The organism is Haloarcula salina (assembly GCF_049603855.1).
Lineage (GTDB): Archaea > Halobacteriota > Halobacteria > Halobacteriales > Haloarculaceae > Haloarcula > Haloarcula salina_A.
This window is the reverse complement of record NZ_CP187146.1, coordinates 26529-49628: the sequence shown is the minus strand read 5'-3', so window position 1 is coordinate 49628 and position 23100 is coordinate 26529. Positions and strand designations below refer to the sequence as shown.

At 69.8% G+C, this 23100-nt stretch carries 27 protein-coding genes; 12 read left to right on the top strand and 15 right to left on the bottom strand.

The genetic code is table 11. The annotated features are described in order from the left end of the window. Nucleotides 1–28: 28 nt before the first annotated feature. The 3 genes from ACOZ4I_RS00255 to ACOZ4I_RS00245 all read left to right on the top strand — a co-directional run bounded on the left by ACOZ4I_RS00255 (nt 29) and on the right by ACOZ4I_RS00245 (nt 1719). Nucleotides 29–301, top strand: a complete 273-nt coding sequence (locus ACOZ4I_RS00255) for a hypothetical protein (RefSeq protein ID WP_424001860.1) — start codon at nt 29–31, stop codon at nt 299–301. Nucleotides 302–390: 89 nt separating this feature from the next. Next, nucleotides 391–1266 (top strand): MBL fold metallo-hydrolase, encoded by an 876-nt coding sequence (locus ACOZ4I_RS00250; protein ID WP_424001858.1) that lies wholly within the window; start codon nt 391–393, stop codon nt 1264–1266. Between the two features lie 132 nt (nt 1267–1398). After that, entirely contained in the window at nt 1399–1719 is a 321-nt protein-coding gene (locus ACOZ4I_RS00245; protein WP_424001856.1) for a hypothetical protein, read from the top strand. On the opposite strand, the gene ACOZ4I_RS00240 is transcribed toward ACOZ4I_RS00245, so the two are convergent. Further along, nucleotides 1713–1988, bottom strand: a complete 276-nt coding sequence (locus ACOZ4I_RS00240) for a HalOD1 output domain-containing protein (protein ID WP_424001854.1) — start codon at nt 1986–1988, stop codon at nt 1713–1715. The two genes, ACOZ4I_RS00245 and ACOZ4I_RS00240, sit on opposite strands and share 7 nt — an antisense overlap. 72 nt (nt 1989–2060) lie before the next feature. Beyond that, the gene (locus ACOZ4I_RS00235; protein WP_424001852.1) at nt 2061–3011 is read right to left on the bottom strand and encodes a DUF5787 family protein; all 951 of its coding nucleotides are present in this window, start codon (nt 3009–3011) and stop codon (nt 2061–2063) included. Nucleotides 3012–3195: 184 nt separating this feature from the next. On the opposite strand from ACOZ4I_RS00235, the gene ACOZ4I_RS00230 reads away from it, so the two are divergent. Continuing rightward, complete coding sequence (locus ACOZ4I_RS00230; protein ID WP_424001850.1) at nt 3196–6882, top strand: glycoside hydrolase family 97 catalytic domain-containing protein; 3687 nt, start codon at nt 3196–3198, stop codon at nt 6880–6882. Nucleotides 6883–6888: 6 nt separating this feature from the next. Here ACOZ4I_RS00230 and hisA read toward each other — a convergent pair whose 3' ends face one another. Further along, nucleotides 6889–7623, bottom strand: a complete 735-nt coding sequence (gene hisA / locus ACOZ4I_RS00225) for a 1-(5-phosphoribosyl)-5-[(5-phosphoribosylamino)methylideneamino]imidazole-4-carboxamide isomerase (RefSeq protein ID WP_424001848.1) — start codon at nt 7621–7623, stop codon at nt 6889–6891. A 191-nt stretch (nt 7624–7814) separates the two neighbouring features. Between hisA and ACOZ4I_RS00220 the strand changes: the two genes are divergently transcribed. Beyond that, nucleotides 7815–8321, top strand: coding sequence for a hypothetical protein (locus tag ACOZ4I_RS00220; protein ID WP_424001846.1), 507 nt, complete (start codon nt 7815–7817; stop codon nt 8319–8321). Between the two features lie 120 nt (nt 8322–8441). After that, complete coding sequence (locus ACOZ4I_RS00215) at nt 8442–8645, top strand: hypothetical protein (RefSeq protein ID WP_424001844.1); 204 nt, start codon at nt 8442–8444, stop codon at nt 8643–8645. Between the two features lie 24 nt (nt 8646–8669). Here the strand turns inward: ACOZ4I_RS00215 and ACOZ4I_RS00210 are convergent, their stop codons facing one another. The 6 genes from ACOZ4I_RS00210 to mutS form a co-directional block, all read right to left on the bottom strand. Then, the gene (locus ACOZ4I_RS00210; protein WP_424001842.1) at nt 8670–8981 is read right to left on the bottom strand and encodes a DUF7521 family protein; all 312 of its coding nucleotides are present in this window, start codon (nt 8979–8981) and stop codon (nt 8670–8672) included. Nucleotide 8982: 1 nt separating this feature from the next. Next, nucleotides 8983–9354 carry an ArsR/SmtB family transcription factor gene (locus ACOZ4I_RS00205; RefSeq protein WP_424001840.1) on the bottom strand — a complete coding sequence of 124 codons (372 nt, stop codon included), beginning with the start codon at nt 9352–9354 and terminating at the stop codon, nt 8983–8985. A 409-nt stretch (nt 9355–9763) separates the two neighbouring features. Further along, entirely contained in the window at nt 9764–10951 is a 1188-nt protein-coding gene (locus tag ACOZ4I_RS00200; protein ID WP_424001838.1) for a LolA family protein, read from the bottom strand. 92 nt (nt 10952–11043) lie between these two features. Next, a complete protein-coding gene (locus ACOZ4I_RS00195; protein WP_424001836.1) occupies nt 11044–11856 on the bottom strand; it encodes an ABC transporter permease in 813 nt (270 codons plus the stop codon). Beyond that, complete coding sequence (locus tag ACOZ4I_RS00190; RefSeq protein ID WP_424001833.1) at nt 11853–12863, bottom strand: ABC transporter ATP-binding protein; 1011 nt, start codon at nt 12861–12863, stop codon at nt 11853–11855. Before ACOZ4I_RS00190 ends, ACOZ4I_RS00195 begins: the two co-directional genes overlap by 4 nt. A gap of 129 nt (nt 12864–12992) precedes the next feature. Next, entirely contained in the window at nt 12993–15701 is a 2709-nt protein-coding gene (mutS, locus tag ACOZ4I_RS00185; RefSeq protein ID WP_424001831.1) for a DNA mismatch repair protein MutS, read from the bottom strand. Nucleotides 15702–15807: 106 nt separating this feature from the next. On the opposite strand from mutS, the gene ACOZ4I_RS00180 reads away from it, so the two are divergent. Beyond that, on the top strand, nt 15808–16200 hold the full coding sequence (locus tag ACOZ4I_RS00180) for a nuclear transport factor 2 family protein (protein ID WP_424001829.1): 393 nt from the start codon (nt 15808–15810) through the stop codon (nt 16198–16200). Between the two features lie 25 nt (nt 16201–16225). Here ACOZ4I_RS00180 and ACOZ4I_RS00175 read toward each other — a convergent pair whose 3' ends face one another. Then, nucleotides 16226–16630, bottom strand: a complete 405-nt coding sequence (locus ACOZ4I_RS00175; protein WP_424001827.1) for an SRPBCC family protein — start codon at nt 16628–16630, stop codon at nt 16226–16228. Between the two features lie 67 nt (nt 16631–16697). Beyond that, on the bottom strand, nt 16698–17015 hold the full coding sequence (locus ACOZ4I_RS00170; RefSeq protein ID WP_424001825.1) for a hypothetical protein: 318 nt from the start codon (nt 17013–17015) through the stop codon (nt 16698–16700). 76 nt (nt 17016–17091) lie between these two features. On the opposite strand from ACOZ4I_RS00170, the gene ACOZ4I_RS00165 reads away from it, so the two are divergent. Further along, nucleotides 17092–17271 (top strand): hypothetical protein, encoded by a 180-nt coding sequence (locus tag ACOZ4I_RS00165; RefSeq protein ID WP_424001823.1) that lies wholly within the window; start codon nt 17092–17094, stop codon nt 17269–17271. On the opposite strand, the gene ACOZ4I_RS00160 is transcribed toward ACOZ4I_RS00165, so the two are convergent. Continuing rightward, nucleotides 17268–18467 carry an anion permease gene (locus ACOZ4I_RS00160; protein ID WP_424001821.1) on the bottom strand — a complete coding sequence of 400 codons (1200 nt, stop codon included), beginning with the start codon at nt 18465–18467 and terminating at the stop codon, nt 17268–17270. The two genes, ACOZ4I_RS00165 and ACOZ4I_RS00160, sit on opposite strands and share 4 nt — an antisense overlap. A gap of 96 nt (nt 18468–18563) precedes the next feature. Here ACOZ4I_RS00160 and ACOZ4I_RS00155 point away from each other — a divergent pair, with 96 nt between their 5' ends. Next, nucleotides 18564–18773: a hypothetical protein gene (locus ACOZ4I_RS00155; protein ID WP_424001819.1), complete on the top strand. Its 210-nt coding sequence runs from the start codon at nt 18564–18566 to the stop codon at nt 18771–18773. 21 nt (nt 18774–18794) lie between these two features. Here ACOZ4I_RS00155 and ACOZ4I_RS00150 read toward each other — a convergent pair whose 3' ends face one another. Next, nucleotides 18795–20174, bottom strand: a complete 1380-nt coding sequence (locus tag ACOZ4I_RS00150) for a hemolysin family protein (RefSeq protein WP_424001817.1) — start codon at nt 20172–20174, stop codon at nt 18795–18797. Nucleotides 20175–20268: 94 nt separating this feature from the next. Between ACOZ4I_RS00150 and ACOZ4I_RS00145 the strand changes: the two genes are divergently transcribed. The 3 genes from ACOZ4I_RS00145 to ACOZ4I_RS00135 are packed head-to-tail and all read left to right on the top strand — an operon-like array spanning nt 20269 to nt 21634. After that, on the top strand, nt 20269–20541 hold the full coding sequence (locus ACOZ4I_RS00145; protein WP_424001815.1) for a glutaredoxin family protein: 273 nt from the start codon (nt 20269–20271) through the stop codon (nt 20539–20541). Then, nucleotides 20541–21050 carry a redoxin domain-containing protein gene (locus tag ACOZ4I_RS00140; RefSeq protein WP_424001814.1) on the top strand — a complete coding sequence of 170 codons (510 nt, stop codon included), beginning with the start codon at nt 20541–20543 and terminating at the stop codon, nt 21048–21050. The genes ACOZ4I_RS00145 and ACOZ4I_RS00140 overlap by 1 nt, the downstream gene beginning before the upstream one ends. A 2-nt stretch (nt 21051–21052) precedes the next feature. Next, nucleotides 21053–21634, top strand: coding sequence for an L-threonylcarbamoyladenylate synthase (locus tag ACOZ4I_RS00135; protein WP_424001812.1), 582 nt, complete (start codon nt 21053–21055; stop codon nt 21632–21634). Nucleotides 21635–21656: 22 nt separating this feature from the next. On the opposite strand, the gene ACOZ4I_RS00130 is transcribed toward ACOZ4I_RS00135, so the two are convergent. Next, nucleotides 21657–22319, bottom strand: a complete 663-nt coding sequence (locus ACOZ4I_RS00130; protein WP_424001810.1) for a CRISPR-associated protein Cas4 — start codon at nt 22317–22319, stop codon at nt 21657–21659. 71 nt (nt 22320–22390) lie between these two features. Then, nucleotides 22391–23011: a conditioned medium-induced protein 4 gene (locus ACOZ4I_RS00125; RefSeq protein WP_424001808.1), complete on the bottom strand. Its 621-nt coding sequence runs from the start codon at nt 23009–23011 to the stop codon at nt 22391–22393. Between the last annotated feature and the right edge of the window lie 89 nt (nt 23012–23100).

Genomic DNA, 23100 nt, shown 5'->3' with positions numbered 1-23100 from the left:
ATGGGAGTCGGTGGCATCTAGCAGAGCGATGGGAGACGACGTGTTCACCGAGCCAGACGAACCGGCCGACGAGTGGGTCGACGTGCGGATGACCGACCCCGACGAGGGGGAGTGGGACATCGACGTTGTCGTCGCGGACGGCCGGGTCGAGTTTGTGGATCTCCGGGTGCGACCCGCGCTGCTCGAGGGGTTCATCGAGTGCCTCGTCGACGACGTGGCCGACGAGCGGGCGAAAGCCATCCTCGCGGAGACGGCCAGTCGGCGGGGCATCGACCTCGACGCCGCCGCGACCGAAGAGTGAGACGGTCCGGCCGACACACCGCTCCGTAGGAGGCGGGCCGCCGTCCGGAAGCGAGGGGCTTAGGCCCGTCCCGTGCCGACCCCCACGTGATGGAGGTCACGCTGCTCGGGACCGGCGACACGACGGGGACGCCGACGGTCGGGTGCGACTGCGACACCTGCGAGCGCGCGCGCGACCCCGACGCGGAACTGCGAGAACACGCCCGTGAGCGCGGTATCGACCCCTCGGGCGGAGTCGAGCGCTCGCGTTTCTCGGTCTACGTGCGAAACGAGGAGACTGGCGAGTCGCTGCTGATCGACGCGAGTCCGGACTTTCGCCACCAGTTCCTCCGCGAGTCGGTCCCGCTACCTGACGCGGCCGTCGTCAGCCACGTCCACTTCGACCACCTCGACGGCCTCGGGAACGCCTACCGCCTGTTCGACCACCTGCCTGTGCACGCCGCCGACGAGACGGACCCGATGACCGACGAGAGCGTCGCCGAGACGGTCCGCCACCGCTACGACTACCTCGACACGGTGTCGGTCAGCGCCGAGACACCCCTCGAACCGTTCACGGTGGCCGGCTTCGAGGTGACGCTCGTCCCGGTGACCCACCCGCCGCTGCTGTGTTACGGCCTCCGAATCGAGGAGCCCCAGACCGGCGCGGTGCTGTCGCTATCCGGGGATACCTGCTACGACGTACCCGAGCGCTCGACGGCGGTGCTTTCCGGCGCCGACCTCGCGCTGGTCGAGGGCATCGTCCACCCGGAGGCCTGCGAGTTCCACCCGAAGGGCGGGGCCGACCACGCCGCCGACGGCGTCCCGCGGACCTTCGGAACCAAGCACATGACCCTGCGGGGCGCGCGGGACTTCGCCGCCGACATCGAGGCCGCCGAGTACCGCATCGTCCACACCGCCCACTACGTCCCGGCGGACCGGGCGTTCGCCGACGACATCGCACTCGACGGCGAGCGCTTCACGCTCTGAGACCGTCCGACGTCCGGCGATTTCGACCGCAGATTTCCCCCCGACCCAGAAGCCTGAGACTCGTCTGAGCCGCCGATTCGGCAGCGTGAAACGGTCCATAGCTTATAGGCGGAGAACGCCGTAGACGGTCTCATGGACAGGCGCGGACTCGCCGAAGTCGGCGGGGCGGCTCTCGGCAGCGGCGTCCTCGCGGCGGGCGGGCTCCTGGTCGTCGTCGGTCGACTCGACTGGGTCCTCATCGTCGGCCTCGCGGCCGGCGTCGCCATCGCGGCCGCGGCGAACTACCGAGCGCGGACGAAACACGCCGCGAAGGTGGCCGACGTAGCGCCGGCAGTGACCGAAGACAACTACGAGCGACACGGCCGGACGACGGCCGGCGACGGCGGCGTGCCGGCCGACGACGACTCACGCGCAGGCGACGAGACGACGGACGGTCGCCGAGGCGGTCACTGACACGCGGGCTCGGCGGCCGGCGCGGCGTCGGGCACGACAGTCACTCGCCCGTCGGCATCGACGGTGACGAACGAGGCGCTGAACGTGAACGAGACGCAACTGCGCTGCTCAGCTCCGCCGCCTGTCGGGGCGAACAGCGCGTCCAGTGCGTCCGGGTCGACGGTGTCGTGCAACGGCGGGAGCGCCGTCGGGTCGCGCTGTTCGAACGTACTCACCGCGTGCACGACCGCCGCGCTCACGGGTTCCTCCTGATCCGGTTCGTACTCCATTAGCGACATACAGCGCTTCTCCAGCATAAGGACCCGGATTTGAGTGAATCCATACCAACCCGCACGCACCGCTCAGCCGAACCGGTCGAGTCCCGACTGGCGACGACGACGACCGTCGGGGTCGGGAATCCACGGCGTCCGGTCGGCCCGGAGCGCGTCGCCGTCGACCTCCGGCGGCGTCGCCGCCTGATAGCCCTCGCAGTCCGGACCGCACTCCGCGCTCGCGAGCACGTCACGGGCCTTCCAGGCGCACCGGGGCCGACCGTCGCCGCCGGGGTCACAGCGGGCACACGCCGGGTAGTCGAAGCTCCGCCAGCCCTTCGCGTAGGCCCGCTCGGCCAGCGCACGCCGGGCTCGCGCCTTCTCCGCCGCCGTGACGACCCGCACGTCCGTCCGGGTCGGACGCTCGTCCAGCAGTTCGACGCCGGGCCCGTCGGTCGGGAGCGGCGTCGGCTCGCGGACGACCTCGCGCGTCTCGGTTTCGGGGTCGAACCGCCAGACGCCGACCGCATCGGGGATGCGATTGAGGTGCGCGCCGGTGACGTAGGAGGCCGTCGCCAGCACGACGCGGTCCGCGAGCGCGAGCGACACGTCGGTCCGCAACTGCGCTTCGAGGTCGCCGGGCCGGCCGAGGTCGGGCTTGTTCTCGACGGCGAGCAGCCCGCCGATCCAGTCGGGATAGCGCGCCGTCTGGCGGACGTACGTCCGGCCGCCGCGGCGCTCGCGCTCGAAGAAACCGCGCTCGACGGCCAGTTCGACGGCGCGCTCCGCCCGGTCGGGGTGGCAGTCGAATGCGTCCTTCCAGTAGCGCGCCCGGCCGGGCCCCACGTCGCTCTCGATGGCCGCCGTCGGGATGCGGTCGGCGGTGATGGCCGCCCGCTCGTCGAACTCGGGACCGGGCTCGACGACCACCGTGTCGAGGACGCGCCGCCCGTGGACGTGCCCGCCGAGCTGGCGGCTCACCAGTCGCCCCTCGCGTTCGAGGTGGGCACACAGCGCCAGTTCGAAGTCGAACTCCCGCACGACCCGAGACAGGGCCGGGACGGGCAAAAGCGACGCGGCTGTGGGGTCGCCGGCCCCAAGCGACCGGCCGATTCGCCCACGACCGGCGGCCCGAGGCGCTCGCGAAAATCATCACGACCGATGATTGAGAAATAATGTAGATTCGAGTGAACTTTTATTAGCCACCCACTTCAGGCCAGAGTTGATGTCTGAAGAAGAAAGTCATCCAAGTTCCAAGCAGAGCCGCCGACAGTTCCTCGGTGGCGTCGGGTCACTCCTCGCCGCGTCCGCGTTCTCGGCGTCTGTCCCGGCGGAGACGGCGGCGCAGGTCACCGACGGCGACGACGCCGCGGCGCAGACCGTGACGTCGCCGGACGGGAGCGTCGCGCTCACGGTGGACGTCTCCGACGGCACACCGACGTACCGGGTCGCCCACGAGGGCGTCACGGTCGTCGACGACTCGGCGCTCGGCTTCGAGTTCAGGAATCAGGACGCGTTCCGGGACGGCCTGACCGTCACCGGGAGCGAGCGCTCCGAAACCGACACCTCGTGGACGCCCGTCTGGGACCGGTACGACGAGATTCCCGAGCGCTACACCGAACTCAGACTGGGCGTCGAAGAGACCGCGGAGCCGGGCCGCTTCGGCACGTTCGTCTTCCGCGTGTTCGACGACGGCGTCGGCTTCCGGTTCGTCTTCGGAGAGCCGTTCGGCGAGCAGTTCGTCGTCACGTCAGAGCGGACCGAGTACCGCTTCGCCGGCGACTACGACTCGTGGTGGATCCCCAACGACTACAACAACTTCGAGGTCGAGTACGAGGAGACCGCGCTGAGCGAGGTCGCCGGCGAACTCGACGACACGCCCTTCGACGGCGTCCACACGCCGCTGACGATGCGGACCGACGACGGCCGCTACCTCGCGGTCCACGAGGCCGACCTGACTGACTACGCCTCGCTCGCGCTCGCGCCGTCGGACGCCGGCGACGCCGCTTTCGAGTCGACGCTCGCGCCGCTTCCCGACGGGACGAAGGTCTCGGCGTCGGCCCCGCACGTCACCCCGTGGCGAACGGTGCAGGTCGGGACCAGCGCCGGGGACCTCGTGGAATCGAGCCTCGTCGTCGCCCTCAACGAGGACTACGACGAGGACGTGTTCACGCAGGGCGTCGACTGGATCGAGCCCCAGAAGTTCGTCGGCGTCTGGTGGCTGATGATAACCGGCCGCGCGGACTGGGAGTACACGGGGCCGAACTCGGGCAACCACGGGGCACAGACCGGTCGCGCCACGCAGTACATGGACTTCGCCAGCGAGCACGGCATCCAAGGCGTCCTCGTCGAGGGCTGGAACGAGGGCTGGTCGAGCTATCCCGGCGACGGCAGCGCCTTCGACTTCGACCAGCCCTATCCGGACTTCGATCTCCAGGCGGTGACCGACTACGGCCCCAGCCTCGATCCGCCGACCCAGATGACGATGCACAACGAGACGGCCGGCGACTTCGAGAACTACGAGTCCCAGCTCGACGAGGCGTTCCCGACCTACGACGACCTCGGCATCCGGACCATCAAGAACGGCTACGTCGCCGACAGCGGCGACCTCGCCGGCGAGGGCCACAACCACCACAACCAGGTGCTCGTGAACCACCACACGCTCGTCGCCGAGACCGCGGCGGCCAACCGCCAGATGCTCGATATGCACGAGCCGATTCACCCGACCGGTCGCCGGCGACAGTACCCGAACCTCATGACCCGTGAGGGCGTCAAGGGCCAGGAATACGACGCCTTCGGCGACGTGAGCCCGTCCCACCACGTCACCATCCCGTTCACGCGGATGCTGGCCGGTCCCATGGAGTACACCCCGGGCATCTTCGACATGGACTCCGGGTCCGGCGGCATCGAGACGACCCGCGCGAAGCAACTGGCGATGTACCCGACGTACTTCAGCGGCCTCCAGATGGTCGCCGACCTGCCCAGTTCCTACCTCGCCGACCAGCCGTCGACAACCGAGATCGGCGCGGTCGCACAGGCCGAGTGGGGCGACGTCGACGGCTTCTCGACCGGCGCGCGCTGGCCCGGCGCCCAGGGCGAACAGTACGTCGCCATCGATCCAAACGGTGCGTCCCCGGGCGCGAGCGTCGCCTGGACCGTCGAGGGCGCGAGCGAGGGCGAGTACGACCTCCACCTGCGCTACGCCAGTGACGCCGAGAACAACGCCGTCCCGGCGGACACCGACCGCACGGCGACGGTCCTGGTCAACGGCTCCGAGGCCGCGCAGGTCACGTTCCCGCCGACGGCGTACTGGAACGACTGGGACGCCGTCTCGACCACCGTCTCGCTGTCCGGCGGCGGAGACGAGGTCGCGGTCGCGTTCACCGACGCGGACACCGGGGGCGTCAACCTCGATTCCGTCGCCGTCACCGAACCCGGCGCGTCGATGCCGGAACCGGAGACGACCCCAATCCGCGGCGAGACGGTCGACGCCTTCCAGTTCATCGAGGACGTGCCGGCCGCCGGCTGGGACGACACCCGCGTCCTCGACGCGGCCATCGGCGACTACGTGGTGACCGCCCGACGGACGGGCGAGGAGTGGTACCTCGGCGCGATGACCGACGAGGGCGGGCGCGCGATCGACGTACCGCTCGACTTCCTCTCGCCGGCGTCGAAGGGCGACGGACAGGGGCCCGGGAACGGTAACGGGAACAGCAACGGAAAGGGGCCGAGCGGCCCGAAGTACGTCGCCGAGATCTACACCGACGGCGTCGAGGCCGACTACGACGGGAACCTGACCGACGTTCGCGTCACGGAGGCCGTCGTCGACCCCGGCACGACGCTGCTCGCGTCGATGGTCGGCAGCGGCGGGACCGCGGTCCGCCTCCGGCCGGCCAGGGGCCAGGAGATCAACGACCTGCCCGAATACGAGCGCCCGGAACAGGACTTCGAGGTCAACGTCGCCGGCGAGGCGTTCGTCCAGGAACGCTTCATCGAGGCGACTGGGGACAACGGCGACGCGTTCGTCGGCGGGACGACCACCGAACTGTTCGTCGACGGGGAGTTCGTCCGCACCGAGAACGTCCGCATCCCGCCGGAGACGAGCGGCTACACGGACACCGTCGGCTACGCGATCGACGAGGCCGGCGAGTACGAGGTGACGGTGGCGCTGCCGGACGGCACGACGCTGGCGAGCGAGACCGTGACCATCAAACCGCCCGCGACGGTGGCCGACCTCGCGGACCCGGCAGACGACGACCACGGCCCCGGCGGCTACACCTACCCGACGGCCGACGCGTTCCAGTCGGGCGCGTTCGACCTGCGCTCGGTGACGGTCGAGCAGACGCCGAGCCTGCAGCGGTTCACCTTCGAGGTGGAGACGCTCTACAACGCCTTCGGCAGCAGCCGCGGCTTCTCGCCGCAGTGGTTCGTTCTCTGGCTGCGCGACCCGAGCGCCGACGGCGGCGCGACCAGCAGCCTCGACGACCTCGGCGCGAACGTCGACTTCGAAGCGCCCTGGCAGTACCGCCTGGAGATCAGCGGCTTCTCGAAGAGCGCCGTCGACGCCAGCGGAGCGGCGCTCACCGACGGCGAGGGGAACGTCGTCTCGGTCGGCGAAGCGGTCGACGCCGACGCGGGGACGGTCACGCTGAGTATCGACCGCGCGGCCGTCGACGGCGTCGACGCCGCGGACCTCGAAGCCGTCGCGATGGTCCAGTCGGAGGACCGCGGTTCGCTGCGTCCCGTCGCCGAGACGGCACAAGAGTACGTCTTCGGCGGCGCGAAAACCGGCGCGGTCGAGAACGCGCCCCGCGTCATGGACCTGGTGACGCCCGACAGCGTGAGTCAGGCCGACGCGCTCGCCTACGGGGCCGACTCGCGGGCGACGCTCCCGTTCGCCTCGCTCGACTGAACGGCGCTACTCACCGGCCACGGCGTCCATCGCCGCTTCGAGGGTGAATTCGCCCTCGTAGAGCGCGCTGCCGACGACGACGGCGGCCGCCCCGGCCCGCTCCAGCGCCAGCACGTCGTCGATGGTCGCGACGCCGCCGCTGGCGACGACCGGGATGTCGACGGCCTCGACCAGCCGTCGGACCGGATCGGTCCGCACGCCGTCGAGTTGCCCCTCCACGTCCACGTCGGTAAAGAGGATGCCGCCGGCCCCGAGGTCGGCGTACCGCTCTGCGGCCTCGGCCGGGTCCAGCCCCGTTCCCTCTGTCCACCCCGAGACGACGACCTCGCCGCCCTTCGCGTCGAGGCTCACCAGCACGCTCCCGGGGTGGCGCTCGCTGATCTCGGCGACGATGTCGGGGTTCTCGACGGCCGCGGTCCCGAGGATGACGCGGTCGAGCCCCCGGTCCAGCAGGGAGATCGCGTCCTCGGCCGTGCGGATGCCGCCGCCCAACTGGACCGCGGCGTCGTCTTCCACCGCATCGAGGACGGCGTCGATCGCCGCGGCGTTCCGTCGCTCGCCCTCGAACGCGCCGTCGAGGTCCACGAGGTGCAGCGTCCGCGCGCCGGCGTCGACCCAGCGCCGCGCGGCCTCGACCGGGTCGCCGTAGGTCTTCTCCGTGCCGCGCTCGCCGCCGACGAGCTGGACCACCTGTCCGTCCTGCATGTCGACCGCGGGAACGACCTCGAACTCGGGGAACATGGGCGTGGCTCGGTCGGCGGCGGTCGAAAGCGTGTCGGTCGCGAGGGACCGAAGGTCCCACGTCTCGGGGAGCGGGCCGTCGGCCCGCGAACCGGAGCGAGGGCGTTCTGGCTGGTCACGTCTACCGAGATGTCACGAACCACCGCGACTGCCGGCCCAACAGTTAGGCCGCTGCCGACGGAACTAGCCGTATGAGCCTCGACCAGGTGTTCGGGCGGATTCCGGACCCGGGGTCGTACTCCTTCCCGGAGTACTCGCTGCCACAGGGCGACCCGGTCCGGCCCATCGCGGTGACGGCTGAGGAGTTGTCGACGCTACTGGAACTCTACGAGACCGTCGCCGCCGTCGACCCGACCGGTGTGGACTCGAACCCGTTCCTCCGGGCGACCAGCGACTTCTTCCAGCAGACGTTCGGGACGCCGCTGACGCGGCCGGACGAACAGCTCAGCGACGACATCGCGAGCATGCTCAACGACTTCTCGGACGACCTCGGCGGGGAGCGCCTCGGCGTCGTCGACACGACCTCGGCCCACCACCGGACGCTGTACTTCTTCCTGACGACCTGCAAGGCCTATCACCTGGCCCCGCACCTGCAGTTCAGCCCCGATCCCGCGGCCGTCGAGACCCTCTACGAGGTCTACGAACGCGTCACCGAGCAGGAGTTCTATCTCAAGCGCCCCAAGAGCGCTCTGGAATGACGAGACAAGCGCGACGGTCCCGGGCGGCCGTGAGCGCGTCGCGACTGAATCGCCCGTCGAACGAGCCGGCGGCGGTCGCCAATCCGAGTTTATTTGGGCAGGTGGGCGCAACCGTCGCCAATGACCGACAGCGAGGGACCGGAGATTCCGGTCGTCTGCGAGGGGTGTGGCACGCGAACGGCGGTCCCGTTCGACGACGTCGAGGACGCGGTCGCGCGACACAACGAGCAGCTCCACGACGGCGACCCGGTGGCGGAGGTCGACCCGGACGTGCTGGACGAACTCGCGGACCGGTTCGCGCGGGACAGCGGGTTGCTGGAGTGAGGTGAGTGAGACGCGGGCGGCGGCTTACTCCCGAGTGTGGAGCGAGTAGGCGATGAACAGCACGCCGACGAACTGGAAGGCGCGGGTGACGAGCGTGAGCGGCTGCTGGAAGCGCACCGGCAGAACGCCCTGTCGGAGGAGGACCGAGCCGACGAACGCGACGGCGAAGGCCACCGCGGTGAGACAGAACAGGCCGACCGAGAGGTACCGCATAGAGCGGCTGTCGTGGCGGCGGTAGCCGCGGTAGGCCTGGTAGCCGACGTACCCGCCCAGGAGGGTGGAACCGAAGGCCAGGCCGACGATGAGCCACTCGACGAGGGCGGCGAGGGCGACCATCTCAGAGATTCTCCCACATCTTCGTGAATCGGTCGGCCGTGTCCTGTTCGTCCTGCCCGGGGAACGCCGTGGACTCCGTCCGCTCGACGGCGGCGTCGAACGCCCCGTCGTCGAGCGCGAGCGAGAACTCCGAGAGCGTCGCGGCGAAGACGCTGTAGTCGTTGCCACCCGTCTCGATACGGGTCTGTTCCTCGATGAGGCCGTGCTCCCGGAGCCACTCGACCCGCCGGTACACGGTCGGTTGTGACATCTCACACTGTTCGGAGAGCTGTTTCGCAGACATGGGTTTGACACTCGTTGCTGCGAGGATATCCCGGGCGTACTCGTCGCTGAGCAGATCGAGGAGATCGCCCACGTCCGGGTCCTCACTCACGTGCCAGACCACGAGCCGTCGGCGAATAAAAGGTCCTGCCAGTTTCCGGGTCAGAAGTCAGGGCTCGGGAGGGCGCGATGCGACAGCGGAGACCGGTCCAGAGCCGGGGCCGAAATCGCCGCCCAGGCACAGTCAGAGGCTTGGAGGGGCTGGCGGCGATCCACACCCCACCTCGAGGACCGATGTGTGACCCATTTCCCCCAGGGTGGACGGCCCGGATCGCTCCGGGGCATGGTGGTGGACAGACAGCGGCGATGACCGGGCAGCACGGCGGTGCGGGGTCATCAGGCCCGCTGCATTCAGAGGGACGCACGGTTGGATAATATAACGACCAGTCGAACTTCTGACCCAGAAAACAGGTCCCTGATGGCGGTCGGAGCGATGGCCGCGGCGGGGCGGTTCCGGCGGCTCAGCCGCTCGCGGGACAGCCGACCGACTGTCCGATGGCGACGAGTCGGTCCGCGGCGACGCCCTGCCCGCGGATCGTGTACCGGTACTCGCCACAGTTCCAGGAGAGCGACGACGTGAGACCGCGGGAGAGCGACGCCGTCCGACCGTCGATCGTCACCTGCTCGTCGCCCTCCGGGGCCCGGTACGTGAAGTTGTACTTCGCGACGGTGATCCGACTCGTCCGGTTCACGTAGCTGAGGCCGACCCCGTGGATCCGGCCTCGCGTCTGCGTGGCGTAGGCCAGTTCGAACGACGGCGGGAGGTCGACGGCGGGAACGCGAACGTCGGTGTCGGCTTCGAGCGCGTCGACCGTCCGGTAGGTCCGCGTCTCCGGCGTCTCCGGGGCGGTGACGGTCGTGTTCGCGGGGAAGTCGGGGACGAACGCGTCGTCGCCGACGCCGGTGTCGTAGCTGACGTTCTCGTACGTCGTCGTCACCACCGTGGACCGCCCGTTCGCCGTCCACTCGGTGCGCTGTTTCAGCGGGAAGAACCGCTCGGAATCCAGCCACAGCGTCTGTTCGTACGCCGCCGAGCCGTTCTCGGGCGAGACGTGGACGACGTAGGCCTCCCGTCCGTCGACCGTCTCCGTCCCGCGGTAGCTGACGCCCATCCTGGTCCCCGACGCGACGGCGGCGTCTGCCGGCTGGCGGCCGCCGTGGGGGACGACAGGCAGCGGTTCGACCGTCCGCGGCCGAGTGTCGGTATCCGTCATGTTCAGCCGCGCGAGCAGGCGTTCGAGGCGCGCGCCCTGGTCGTAAGACGCGCCGCTGAGCGAGATACGTGTGGCGTTCCCGCGGTCGCGGTCGTACAGCCACAGGGTCGAGCCGTTCGACACCCGCAGGTCGTAGCGCTCCGCCGTGCTGGATCGGACTTCGAGGCGCTGTTTCCCCGTTCCGGGCCGGAGCGTCGCGTCGTAGACCGTGCGACTCGAAACGGACCCGTTACGGGTGATGGTCGTCGTTTGGGTCGCTTCGACGCCGTCGATGGCGTCGTACTGCGTCGCGACGTCGGCGTCGACGGTCGGGCGTGGGGTCGCGGTCGCACTCGGGACCGCCACCGACCAGGCCGCGGCGGCCAGCACGCTGACGACGACGACGGTCGCGAGGGTGAGGACGAGCCGTTCCGTGGTGAGGTGTCGGGAGGCCATGTGTGGGCGGCGACTGCGCTCTGTGCGAGCGTCCGGTCTATCAGGAGAGCCAACGTGTCGCCGGACCGTAAAACCTCCCGGTTCGCTCGCGGTCAGTAGTCGCCGAGGACGCCGAGGCGTCTGGCCCGCCGGGTCGTGTACCGGAACACGACGGAGCCGAGGAGGACGTAGCCGACGGCGACGCCGACGAGCAGCGCCAGGTCCGCCGCCGGGAACTCCCAGAGCCGTGTGCCGTCGACCATCGCCCGCTGGAGGAGCGCGCTGCCGTGGGCGAGCGGGAGGAGCCGGGTCCAGCCGAGGTCGAACACCGGCGCGGAGATGAGCAAGATGAAGCCGAACTGGAGGAGGTTCAGCCAGTTCCCGATGCGCTTGTAGAGGACGGCGACGCCGCCGGCGGCGAAGCCGAGGCCGAGCACGGACGCGATGGTCAGCGACGCCACGGCGACCACGGTAATGGCGCTGAGCTGGAGCGTCGTCCCGGTGACGAGCAGCATCGCGGCGAGAATCACCGTCGACGTGAGGAACGTCCGGACGACTTTCGCGACGCCCTTGAACAGGGCGACGGGCGCGAACCCGAACGGCGTCATGACGTGGCGTTCGAGCGTGCCCCACTGGGCCTCGCTGGCGATGTCACTGGAGATGGACTGGTACGCGCCGACCGACAGCGTCCAGAGGAAGTAGCCGACGACGATGCCCTCGATGGAATCCGTGACCGCGCGCCCGGCCAGCATCCGGCCGCCGTAGAACAGGAGGGCGAAGAAGAACACGGAGATGACGATGCCGCCGACGGCGTTAGCCGGGTAGCGGACGAACAGCAGGTACTCGCGGTACAGGACGGCCCGTGCGAGGTCCAGATAGCCCGCTCGCGCTCCCGCTGCCGCACCGTCCGCGCCGTCGGCGGTCATCGCTCGCGCCCCGTCAGTTCGACGAACACGTCTTCTAAGTCCGGTTCGACCGTGCCGACGCCGTCGAGCGTGACGCCGCGCTCCCGACAGAGGTCGAGCAGGTGATAGAAGCCGTCGCTGTCGGTCGCGACCTCGACCCGGGTCGCGCCGTCGACGGCGGTCGTCTCGACCACGTCGAAGCGGTCGCGAACGGTCGCCAGCAGGTCGTCGGTGAAGTCCCGGCTGGTGACTGAGAAGCCGGACGCGGCGTATCGCCGGAGCAGGGCCGACACGCTGTCGTCGGCGATGATCCGCCCCTCGTTCATCACGATCACCCGGTCGCAGACGTCCTCGATCACGTCCATGTCGTGGCTGCTGACGACGGCCGTGAGATCCCGCTCCTCGACGATTCGGCGCAGTTCCCGCCGGAGCGTCAGCGAACTCTCCACGTCGAGGCCGAGCGTCGGCTCGTCGAGGAACACCACGTCGGCCTCGCTCGCCAGGACGCTCGCGAGCGACACCTTCTGTTTCATCCCGCGCGAGAGGCTCCGGACCGGCTCGTCCGCCTTCTCCAGCAGGTCGAGTTTCTCCAGCAGGCGCTCGTGGCGGTCGGTCAGCGAGTCCGGTTTGATGCCCTTGATCGTCGCGAAGTACCGGAGGTTCTCGCGGACGGTCAGCCGCCAGTAGTCGTTTCGCGCCCCCTCCAGCATGGCGTCGACGTGGCGGTACGCCGCCCGCGGGTTCGCGTGAACGTCGATGCCGCGGACTCGCGCGCTCCCTTCGTCCGGCAACACCAGTCCCAGAACAGACTTGATCGTCGTGGTCTTGCCCGCGCCGTTGGGGCCGAGCAGGCCGACGACGGACCCGCGCTCGATGGCGAACGACACGTCGTCGACCGCCGTCACGGCGTCCGCGCCGCTCCCGAACCGCTTCGTCAGCCCCTCGACGGCGAGCGCGGGCGGCGACTCGCTATCGTCGGTCGACGACGCCCCGGCGGTCCCCCGCGGTCGCGTTCGCTGGGGTGGCATGGGTCACTCTGGGAGCCTCGGAAAGAAAAGGGCGGCTACGGATTCGCCGTCGGCCGCGCGGCGACCCTGACGATGGAGGGAATCGACACCTGTGACCACCAAGCGCGCCGTCGGCCGCGGTCGCGACCGTCAGGCGTCTTCGAGGTCGTCCTGCCAGTTCTGGACTTTCGCCAGCAGTTCGACCGGTGGCGTCTCGTTGACGTCCAGGTCCCGCAGTTCCGACAGCACGGCTTCGGCCTCGGGACCGAGCCCGTCCGCGTCGTCAGCCGAGGAGTCCGCCGGAGCGCGTTCGCGGCTCCCGTCGGTCGCCACCGGCTCGTCTGTCGGCTCCGACTCACCGCTCGCGAACTGCCCCGAACTCAGATCGAAGACGGCCTGGGTCGTCCCGCCGCCGTCGCGGTCGCCGCCACGCACCTCGATGGCCTCGTCCTCGCGCAGTCTGTCGAGTACCTCTCGCGAACGGTCGACGACTGGCTCGGGAACGCCCGCCAGATCGGCGACGTGGACGCCGTAGGAGCGGTCGGTCGGGCCGTCTCGCACCGTCCGGAGGAACGTCACGTCCCCGTCCGTCTCGTCGGCCGCGACGTGGACGTTCTCGACGGTGGGAAGCTCGTCGCCCAGCGCCGTCAGTTCGTGGTAGTGGGTCGCAAAGAGCGTCTTCGACCGGACGGTGTTGGCGATGTACTCCGTCGCGGCCCACGCGATGGAGATGCCGTCGAAGGTCGCGGTCCCTCGGCCGACCTCGTCCAAGATGACCAGCGACTCGTCGGTCGCGGAGTGGAGGATGTTCGACAGCTCCTGCATCTCGACCATGAACGTCGAGCGGCCCTGTGCGAGTTCGTCCAGCGCGCCGACGCGGGTGTAGATGCCGTCGACGAGGCCGACCGACGCCGACCGCGCCGGGACGAAACTGCCGACCTGGGCCAGCAGCGTCACGAGCGCGGCCTGTCGCATGTACGTCGACTTCCCGCTCATGTTCGGCCCGGTGACGATGAGAAAGCGCCGGTCCTCGTCCATGTAGAGGTCGTTCGGGACGAACTCGGTCGTCTGCTCGACGACTGGGTGACGGCCCGCCTCGATGGAGAGGGCCTGTCCGTCGTGGACCTCCGGGCGCGTCCAGTCGTTCTCGACGGCGTGGACGGCAAACGACGACAGCGCGTCGACCTCCGCGAGCGTTCGGCCAACGTCCTGCAGGAGCGTCGCGCGCTCGGCCACCCGCTCGCGGAGCGCCTGAAACCGCTCGTACTCCAGGTCGTGACGGCGCTCCTCCAGGCGCAGCACCTCCCGCTCCTTCTCGTCGAGGTCGGGGATGGTGTAGCGCTTTGAGTTCTTCAGGGTCTTGACGTGCTGGTAGGAGTCGGGGACGGCGTCGGTCTCGCTCTTGCCGACCTGAATGTAGTAGCCGTCGGTCTTGTTGCGGTCGACGGAGAGGTGCGTGATGCCCGTGCGCTCCTTCTCGCGCTCCGGGAGCGTGTCCAGCCACTCCAGGGCCGCCTCGTGCTCCTCGATGACGGCGTCCAAGTCGTCGTCGTAGCCCTTCCGAAACAGCCCGCCCTGTTTCACCGTCCCCGGCGGGTCGTCGACGAGTGCGTCGTCGAGCGCCGCCGCGAGGTCGTCGGCCGCCGCGCGGTCCGCTCCGGCGACGGCGTCGGCGAGCGGCGACTCGGCGAGGCGCTCGGTCTCGGTCACGGCGTCGGAGACCTGGCCCAGCAGCGCCAGCGTCTCCTGGGCCGCCCGGAGGTCCCGCGCATCGGCGCTGCCCGACGTGGCCCGCGAGGCCAGCCGTTCGAGGTCGTAGGCGTCCGACAGCGTCTCGCGGATCCGCTCGCGGGCCATCGCCCCCTCCGTCAGCGCCGCGACGCAGGACTGTCGGCGCGCCAGTTCCCCGCGGTCGCGCCGCGGCCGCTGGAGCCAGCGCCGGAGCAGTCGCCCACCGGCGGCGGTGACCGTGTGGTCGAGGGTGTCGAACAGCGACCCCGAGCGGTCGCCCTGCATCGTCTCCGTGAGTTCGAGGTTGCGCTGGGTCGTCGCGTCGAGGTCGACGTACTCCCGCGCGCCGTAAGTCTGCAACCGGGTGATCGCCGCGAGCGTCCCGACGCCGGTCTCCTCGACGTAGGACAGCACCGCGCCGGCGGCCCGGACCGCGGCGTCCTGTTCGCCGACGCCCACGCTGTCGACCGCCTCGCCGCCGAACTGCTCGCGGACGGCGTGACTCGCCCGCCCCGGCGCGAACGACTCCGCGTCGTGCAGCGTCAGCGCCGCGTCGGTCCGCTCGCGCAGGCGGGCGAGGAAGTCGTCGTCGTTCCGGAGGTCCGGCCCGGGGAGCACCTCCGCGGGCGCGAAGGTGTAGAGTTCCGTCAGCGCCGCGCCCCCGTCGGCGTCGTCCAGTTGCGTCACCTGGAACTGGCCAGTCGTCACGTCAGCGACCGCGATACCGTAGGTGTCGCCGTCGCCGCGTCCCAACTCCCGGACGACCGCCGCGAGGTGCTGGGCGGACTCGTCGCCCGTCTCCAGGTGGGTCCCCGGCGTGACGACGCGCGTGATTTCGCGAGCGTGACCGTCGGCCGTCTCGTGCTGGTCGGCGACGGCGACGCGGTAGCCCCGCTCGACCAGCGCGGAGACGTACGGCGTCAGGTCGTCGACCGGGACGCCGGCCATCGGGTACGACGAGCCGTGCGAGGACTTCTGGCTCACCGTCAGGTCGAGCTCGTCGGCGACGGTCTCGGCGTCGTCGCCGAAGAACTCGTAGAAGTCGCCACACTGCATCGTCAGCAGGTCCGCGTCGGTCTCCTCCTTGAGCGAGAGGAACTCCCCCACGATGCCCGTCGCCTCTGTCATACGCGTCCGTGGGGTCGTCCGCGGCGTAAGGATTGCGGGTCGGGGGCGCGGTGCTCGGGGCCGCCGGTCGTGGCCAGTGAAGGGGCCGCAGGGCGTACGGCCGACTATGAACGCGACAGAGGCCGTCGAGGCGTACTACGCGGCGCTCCGGGCCGGCGACCCACTCGGGCCCTTCTTCGCCGACGACGGCGACCGCGAGGTCGTCAAGTTCGGCATCTCGGAGCGACTGGTCGGGACCGAGGCCGTCCGCGCGGGTCTGCGGGAGCAGACCGAGACGACGGCTGACTGGACCGTCGACGGCCACGCACTCCGCGTGACCGAGCGGGACGGGTACGCGTGGTTCAGCGACGACGTGCGACTGTGCTGGACCGACGCGGAGACGGGGACGCGCCACGCCTACGACACGCGCTGGAGCGGGACGCTCGAAACCACCGGCGAGGCGCGGGACTGGCAGTTCGTCGGGCTGCACGTCAGCACTGCCGACGACCTGTCCGGGTGAGCGGACGGTGCGACCACTGGGCCGGCTACTCGAACTCGGCCTCGATGCGGCCGAGCAGGCGTTTGAGTTCGCCGCGGCGCTTCCAGGCCGCCACGCGGTCGGTCAGGGCCGCGAGCGGCAGGCCGAGGCTCACCGACGACCGAGCGGTGACGGTCGTGCCGTCGTCGCCGCCCGTCCAGGTCAGCGTGGTCTCCATCGCCTCGAACGGCCCGGCCGATCCCTGCTGAGTGTACTCGTACCCGTCTGACCGCTCCTCGAAGGCGAAGGTCGCGGTCATGCCGCTCGCCCGCGCGGTCACGACGGGCGGGTCCCCGGCGACGTCGACCACCGCGAACGTGCCCTCCGCTTCGACGACGGTCTCGGGCGTGAGAAACGTCTCCACCCGGACCGCGGACGCGAGAACGAACGTCGATTCCTCGACCGTGCGCATACGACTCCCTGACGGCCCTGGGTAATGACTGTGGGGGCACCGGCGGCCGTGTGACGCCGCGGCGTACCTACAGCAACAGCGGGAGCGCCAGCAGGACCAGCAGCGCGCCGATCACCGCGGTCCCGTAGACGAGTCGCTGAAAGCGCAGCGCCGCGGGGACCTCGCCGCGCACCGCCGGCCGGACCGTCCAGCAGTAGCGGTGGAACGCGCCGGCAACAGTCCCCGCGGCGACGACCGTCGTGGCCGCGAGCGCCGCTGTGAGTGGCGCGCCGAGGTAGACCAGGTACGACGGCAGAAAGACGTAGCTCAGGAGAATACCGGACAGCGCGACGACGAGAAACGGGACCGGGTCGACCGGCGTTCCGTGCCTGTTCGTGACATTCATCGAACTGGTCTTGCCGCGGGCGGATAAAAGCCCAACGATCCGGATATATATTGCGACAGCACGCACGTGTTCGCACATGGCATCCGACGGGGACATCCGCGTGTTGCTCGCGCTCGACCTCCTGCTGTCGCTCGCGTTCAGTGCAGTCGCGCTGTGGGGCCTGTCGTTTTTCGGGCTGATCCGAAACACGACGACGAACCTCGTTCTCGCCACGCTCGTCGTCGCGACGCTGACCTATCTGCTCGTCCTGCGCTAGCGGAGGAGCGAGACGGCGGCAAACACGCCGTAGCTCAGCCCGAACGCGAGCGCCAGCGACCCGGCCCACGCCAGCACCGTCTTGCCCATCTTCTCGCGGCTGACCTCGCCGCCGCCGGCGGCCGCTCCGGAACCGACGATGGCCGAGACGATGATCTCGTTGAACGAGACGGGGATGCCGAAGAACACGGCGGTCTGGGCGATGACGAAACTGGGGATGAGCGCCGCGATGGACCGGCGCGGGCCGAGCGAGGAGTAGTCCTGTGCCAGCGCCTTGATCATCCGCGGCGCGCCGGTCCAGGAGCCGATCAGGAGGCCGACGCCCCCGAACAGCAGGACGCCGGTGATCGGAATCGCCGCCGTGGGCCCGGTCCCGAGCAGGGGGAGCAGCGGGCCGAGCGCGAGGCCGACCTGACTGCCGCCGGCCGAGAAGGCGACGAGGCCGCCCAGCACGAGCAGGAAGTGGCGCTGCCCGGCGGCCTCGTCGGCCCGCACGTCCCGATAGAGCAGGGCCGCCGCGACCGCGCCACAGCCCAGCGTTATCGCCGCGGTCGTCGGGAGCGGCGGCGCGTCGAGCGAGCGCGCGATCGCTCGCGCCACCGAGGCCTGTTCGTCACCGGGTGCCAGCAGGACGAACTCGACGTTGGCGAGAATCGCGCCGACGACGCCGGCCAACAGGGGGACGAGCCGCCCCTCCTCGGTGGCCTCGTGGCGCAACAGCCAGGCGACGGCGAAGGCCATCCCGCCCCCGACGAAGGGAACGGCCACCCACAGCGAGACGATCTCGACGTACTTCGCCGTCGCGGGTTCGCCGCCCATGGCCAGGCCGACGCCGACGACCGCGCCGGTGACGGTGAACGCGGTCGCGATGGGGTAGCCGGTGAAGATGCCGATGGCGACCAGCACGGCCGCGGTCAGGAGCGCGATGATGGCGGCCACCGCCGACAGGCCGCCACCGCTCGGGAAGACGACGAGCCCGCTCCCGACGGTCTCGGTGACGTTCGCGCCCTGTAACACGGCTCCGGCCAGGCCGAGGATGCCGACGAGAAAGCCCGCGCGCATGACCGAGATCGCGTTCGCGCCGACCGCCGGCGCGAAGGGTGTCGAGCCCGACGACCCCGCACCGATGGCCCATGCCATGAACAGGCTCGCGACTGAAGCGATAACTAGCGTCACGAGGACACTCGTCGCGACCATCTACGCCCGGCTTGTCCCCTCCCCGCAATGAGCCTACCGTTCTGTCCGTCCGACGCGACCGACACGTTTGTGAGGCTGGGCGTGGTACTCAGTCGCATGAACGACGACGCCGAATCCTGTGGCCGCTGTAGCATGTCGACGGTCGTCGACGCGACGGCGGACGGCGACGAGCGGGACGCCTTCGGCGAGGCTCGCATCGAAGTGGACGAGGGCGAGGCCCGCGCCGTCTCGCCGGCGGCGTGGCTCGGCGGTGTCAAGCGACGGCTCGACGACCTCGCGACGCGTGTGACCTACGGCCGAAAATAGTGACCTACGCGTGTCGGCTCGCTACTCCGTCGTGACCTCGGCGTCCTCCGCGTCCTGGTCGAGGCGGACGACGCGGGCCTTCATGATGCGCGTGTTCTCGACCTGCTCGACGCGGATCTCGACGCCGTCGTAGGTGATGGTCTCGCCCTCTTCGACGAGGCGGCCGGCGCGGTTGAAGATGAAGCCAGCGATGGTCTCGAACTCCTCGCCCTCGGGGAGTTCGAGGTCCAGCGCCTCGTTGACCTCCTCGATGTTGACCTCGCCTTTGACGGTCACGGTGTCGTCGTCGACGTACTCGATGGGCTCTTCCTCCTCGCCCTCGAGGATCTCGCCGACGATCTCCTCGGTCAGGTCCTCCATCGTCACCAGCCCCTCGGTCGTCCCGAACTCGTCGATGACGATGACCATGTGCATGCGCTCTTTGCGCATCTCCGTCAGCAGGTCGTCGACGTTCTTGGACTCGGGGACGTGCAGCGTCGGTTCGATGAGGTCCTCCAAGTCCATGTCCCGGGCCAGCGCCTCGCCGTAGTTGAGGTCGCGGACGAGGTCGCGGATGTGGATGATCCCGATGACGTTGTCCAGGCTCCCCTCGTAGACGGGGATGCGGGCGTGGCCGCTCTGGATACAGGTCTCCAGGGCCTCCTCGATCGAGGACTCCTTCGCGACGGCGGTCATGTCGAGTCGCGGGGTCATCACCTCCTTGGCGATGGTGTCGTTGAACCGCAGCGTGCGCTGGAGCATCTCCCTTTCCTCCTCGTCCAGCACGCCCTCGCGCTCGCCGGTCTCGATGATGTCCTGAATCTCCTCGCGGGTGACGTAGGAGGTCTCGATAGCCGACCGGCCGCCGGTGATCTTGTTGACGACGCGGGTGAGGTAGTCGAACAGGAGGATGAGCGGCAGCAGGACCCGCTCCGCGAGGCGGAGCGGGCGGGCGATAGTGAGCGCCCAGGACTCGGTGTTCTCGACCGCGTAGCTCTTCGGGGCGCTCTCGCCGAACAGCAGGACGATGGCGGTGATGCCGAACGTGGCGATGGCGACCGCCGCGCCCTGGCTCTCGACGTACATCGCCAGCAGTCCCGTCGCGATGGAGGACATGGCGATGTTGACGAGGTTGTTCCCGACGAGGATGGTGACGAGCAGGCGGTGCGGGTCGCTCTTGAGGCCCTTGAGCGTCTTCGCGCCCTTGACGCCGTCCTCGACGAGCGCCTCGGTCCGGTGGGCGGGTAGCGAGAACATCGCGATTTCCGAGGACGAGAAGAACGCCGAGAGAACGATGAGGGCCACGATCGTGGCGATACCGCCGAAGAGGACCGCGCTTTGGGGAACTGGGACGCCGACGACGTCGATCGCTTGCAGCGTCGCTGGAGATAACTCGAACGGCACAGGTGGGTCCAGGGACATCAACGGTCGAAGTTGTGATGCACGGGGATTAAGACTTGTCATGGACACACCGCCGTCGAAGGCCTTACACGGCGTTCGCGCGTAGCGTCGCCGCATGAGCGACCCGACAATCACGCTGTACCGGCTGCAGGCGTGTCCGTTCTGCGAGCGCGTCGTTCGGAAACTGGACGCCCACGGCCTGGACTACCGCTCACGGTTCGTCGAGCCGATGCACTCCGAGCGGGACGTGGTCAAGCGCCTCACCGGCAAGCGGACCGTCCCGGCCATCGTCGACGAGGAGACGGGCGTGACGATGTCCGAGAGCGCCAACATCGTCGAGTACCTCGATCAGACGTACGGGCAGGGCGACGAGGGAGGTGCGGCCTGATGGACCTCGATTTCGACGTTGTCGACCTCGGCCCGGCGGACCACCCCGAGGAAGGCGACACGGCCCCCGATTTCACCCGCCCGCTCGTGAACGACGAGTACTGGGAAGACGAGTCGCTGGCGTCGCTGTGTGCCGACAGCGACCGCGTGGTGCTCGTCTTCCACGCGATGGACGGGGCGTTCCCGGCCACGTACGTCTGGAACGAGATCCGCGACCGCGGCTGGCACGAGGACGCCACCGTCGTCGGCTGCGCCATCTCGACGCCGTACGCCCACAAGCGACTGCTCGACGAGCGCGACATCGCTGGCGACTACCGGCTGTTCTCGGACCCGGGCAACGGCGTCGCCCGCGAGTACGGCATCGACATGGACCTCGACGGGATGGCCGGCCTCGAAGAGCCGCGGCCGGCGGTGTTCGTCCTCGACGGCGACCGGACCGTCGAGTACGCCTGGGTCGCCGAAGAGTGGCCCGACTTCCCCGACTACGACGACGTCGAGGCGCAGCTCTGACCATGGCGTCGATCGCAGACGCCGCGGCGGCCGTCCGCGAGGGCGGCCTCGTCGTCTACCCGACGGAGACGGTGTACGGCCTCGGGGCGGACGCGCTGGACGCCCACGCCGTCGAGGGCGTCTTCGCCGCGAAGGGCCGCGACCGTGACGAACCGATCTCGATGGCGGTCCCGGACGTCGAGACGGCCCGGGAGTACACCCGCCCGACCGAGCGCGAACTGGCGTTCATGCGCGCGTTCCTCCCCGGCCCGGTCACCGTCGTCGTCGAGGGCCGGGAGTCGGTGCCGGACGTGCTGGTCGCCGGCCGCGACCGCGTCGGCATCCGCGTCCCCGACCACGAGATGGCGCTCGAGTTGCTGGCCGAGACCGGGCCGCTGACGGCGACCAGCGCCAACGTCTCCGGGAAGCCGAGCGCGCGGACCGTCGACGACCTCGACGCCATCGCCGAGCGTGCCGACGTGGTGCTGGACGGCGGCGAGACGGGCGGGACGGGCTCGACCGTCGTGGACGTGCGCGCGGGGACGATCCACCGACGGGGTGCGATGGCGGACGAGATCGAGGCGTGGCTGGCGGACCGCCAGTGACGGCCGGACGTCGCACGGACCGTCAGCGAAGCATCGACCGCAGCGACCGCGTCCTGACACCGCAGTTCTCCCGGAACTCGCAGGGCTCGCACTTGGCGTCGTTGCGGACCCGCCCCGGCGGGCCGTCGATGCTGTCGGCGGTCCGAACCGCCCGCCGGTAGACGCCGGTCCGGCGCGCGTTCACGTCGATTCTGCGGACCACGCCGTAGGCCGGGTACTCGGCGTAGGCGTGTGAAACCTCGCGCTCGCGCTCCCAGGACAGCGCCTTCGCCGCGGCGACGAGCCGGACGGTCTGGGGCTCCCAGACGCCGTTCTCGGGCGGCCGTCCGGCGAACGAAAGCGCCGGGACGGTGCCGTCAGCGCCGGCGACGAGCTTGTGAGCGATGCCGCGGGCGTCTCTCCCCTCGAGATAGGCGTTCGTGTCGGCGGGCGCGACCAGCGCGTCCCAGTCGGTGAGTCGGTCCCGCAGCGCCCGGAGTCGGCCCCTGTACTCGTCGGGACCGACCTCGATGGGCGCGGCGAGCAGGGCGGCGTCGTCGGTCAGCAGCCGCTCGTACTCGGTGGCGAGACGGCGTACCGCCCCGATTTCGTCGGGGATCTCGCTCGCGCCGTCGCGCCGCCGGTAGTAGAGCTTCCGCGGGCAGTAGGCGGCCGTCTCCAGGTCCCGAAACGTGTGGGTGGACATGGCCCTCGCTGGGCCCGTTTTCGGTCAAAAACGTTCGTCTGTCTGAGGCGAGGTGAGAGAGACGGCTATCGTCACATCGACACGTCGGCGTCGGAGTCCAGCGAGTCGATGTCCTCCGTGGCCTCGTCGAGGCCGTCCTCGCGGACGGACGCGGCGTGCTGGGTCGACAGCCCGGCGTCGGTGAGCACGTCCTCGAACTCGCTCTGGAAGCGGTGGGATACCCGGCGGGCGGCGTCCTGTGCGCCGACGACGCGGCGGTAGTGGGCGGCCCAGGACTCGTCGACGTCGAACCGCTCTGCGAGTTCGGCGATGGTCGGGTCCGCGTCGGCCACGCGGCGGCGGAACGCGGCGAGATCGAACGGCGCTTCGGTGTCTTCCTCGCGGACGAGGTGCAGGTCGAGGCGGGCCTCGATGACGGCGGACTCGTCGACGCCGAGTTCGTCGGCGATGGCCGCGTCGTCGCTCCCCTCGTAGAACCGACGGACGACGGTGACCAGCGTCTCGTCGTCGAGGTCGGTCTCGAAGGCGTAGCGCTCGCGCATCCGCGAGACGACCGCGCCGAGGCGCTCCGCGACGCTGGCCTCGTCGGTGTCGGTGAGAGACCCCCTCGACGCCTCCTGTGACTCCGTGACGGACCCGTCCTCGGCGACGTCCATGAAGATGTCACGGAGCTCTTCGGTCTTCTCGTCCATCGAACCACAACCTACGTCCCTGTGAACAAATATCTGTCGGACGGGCAACTGAAAGTGCGTGAAACTTTCAACAGTTGCTAAATTCCCGC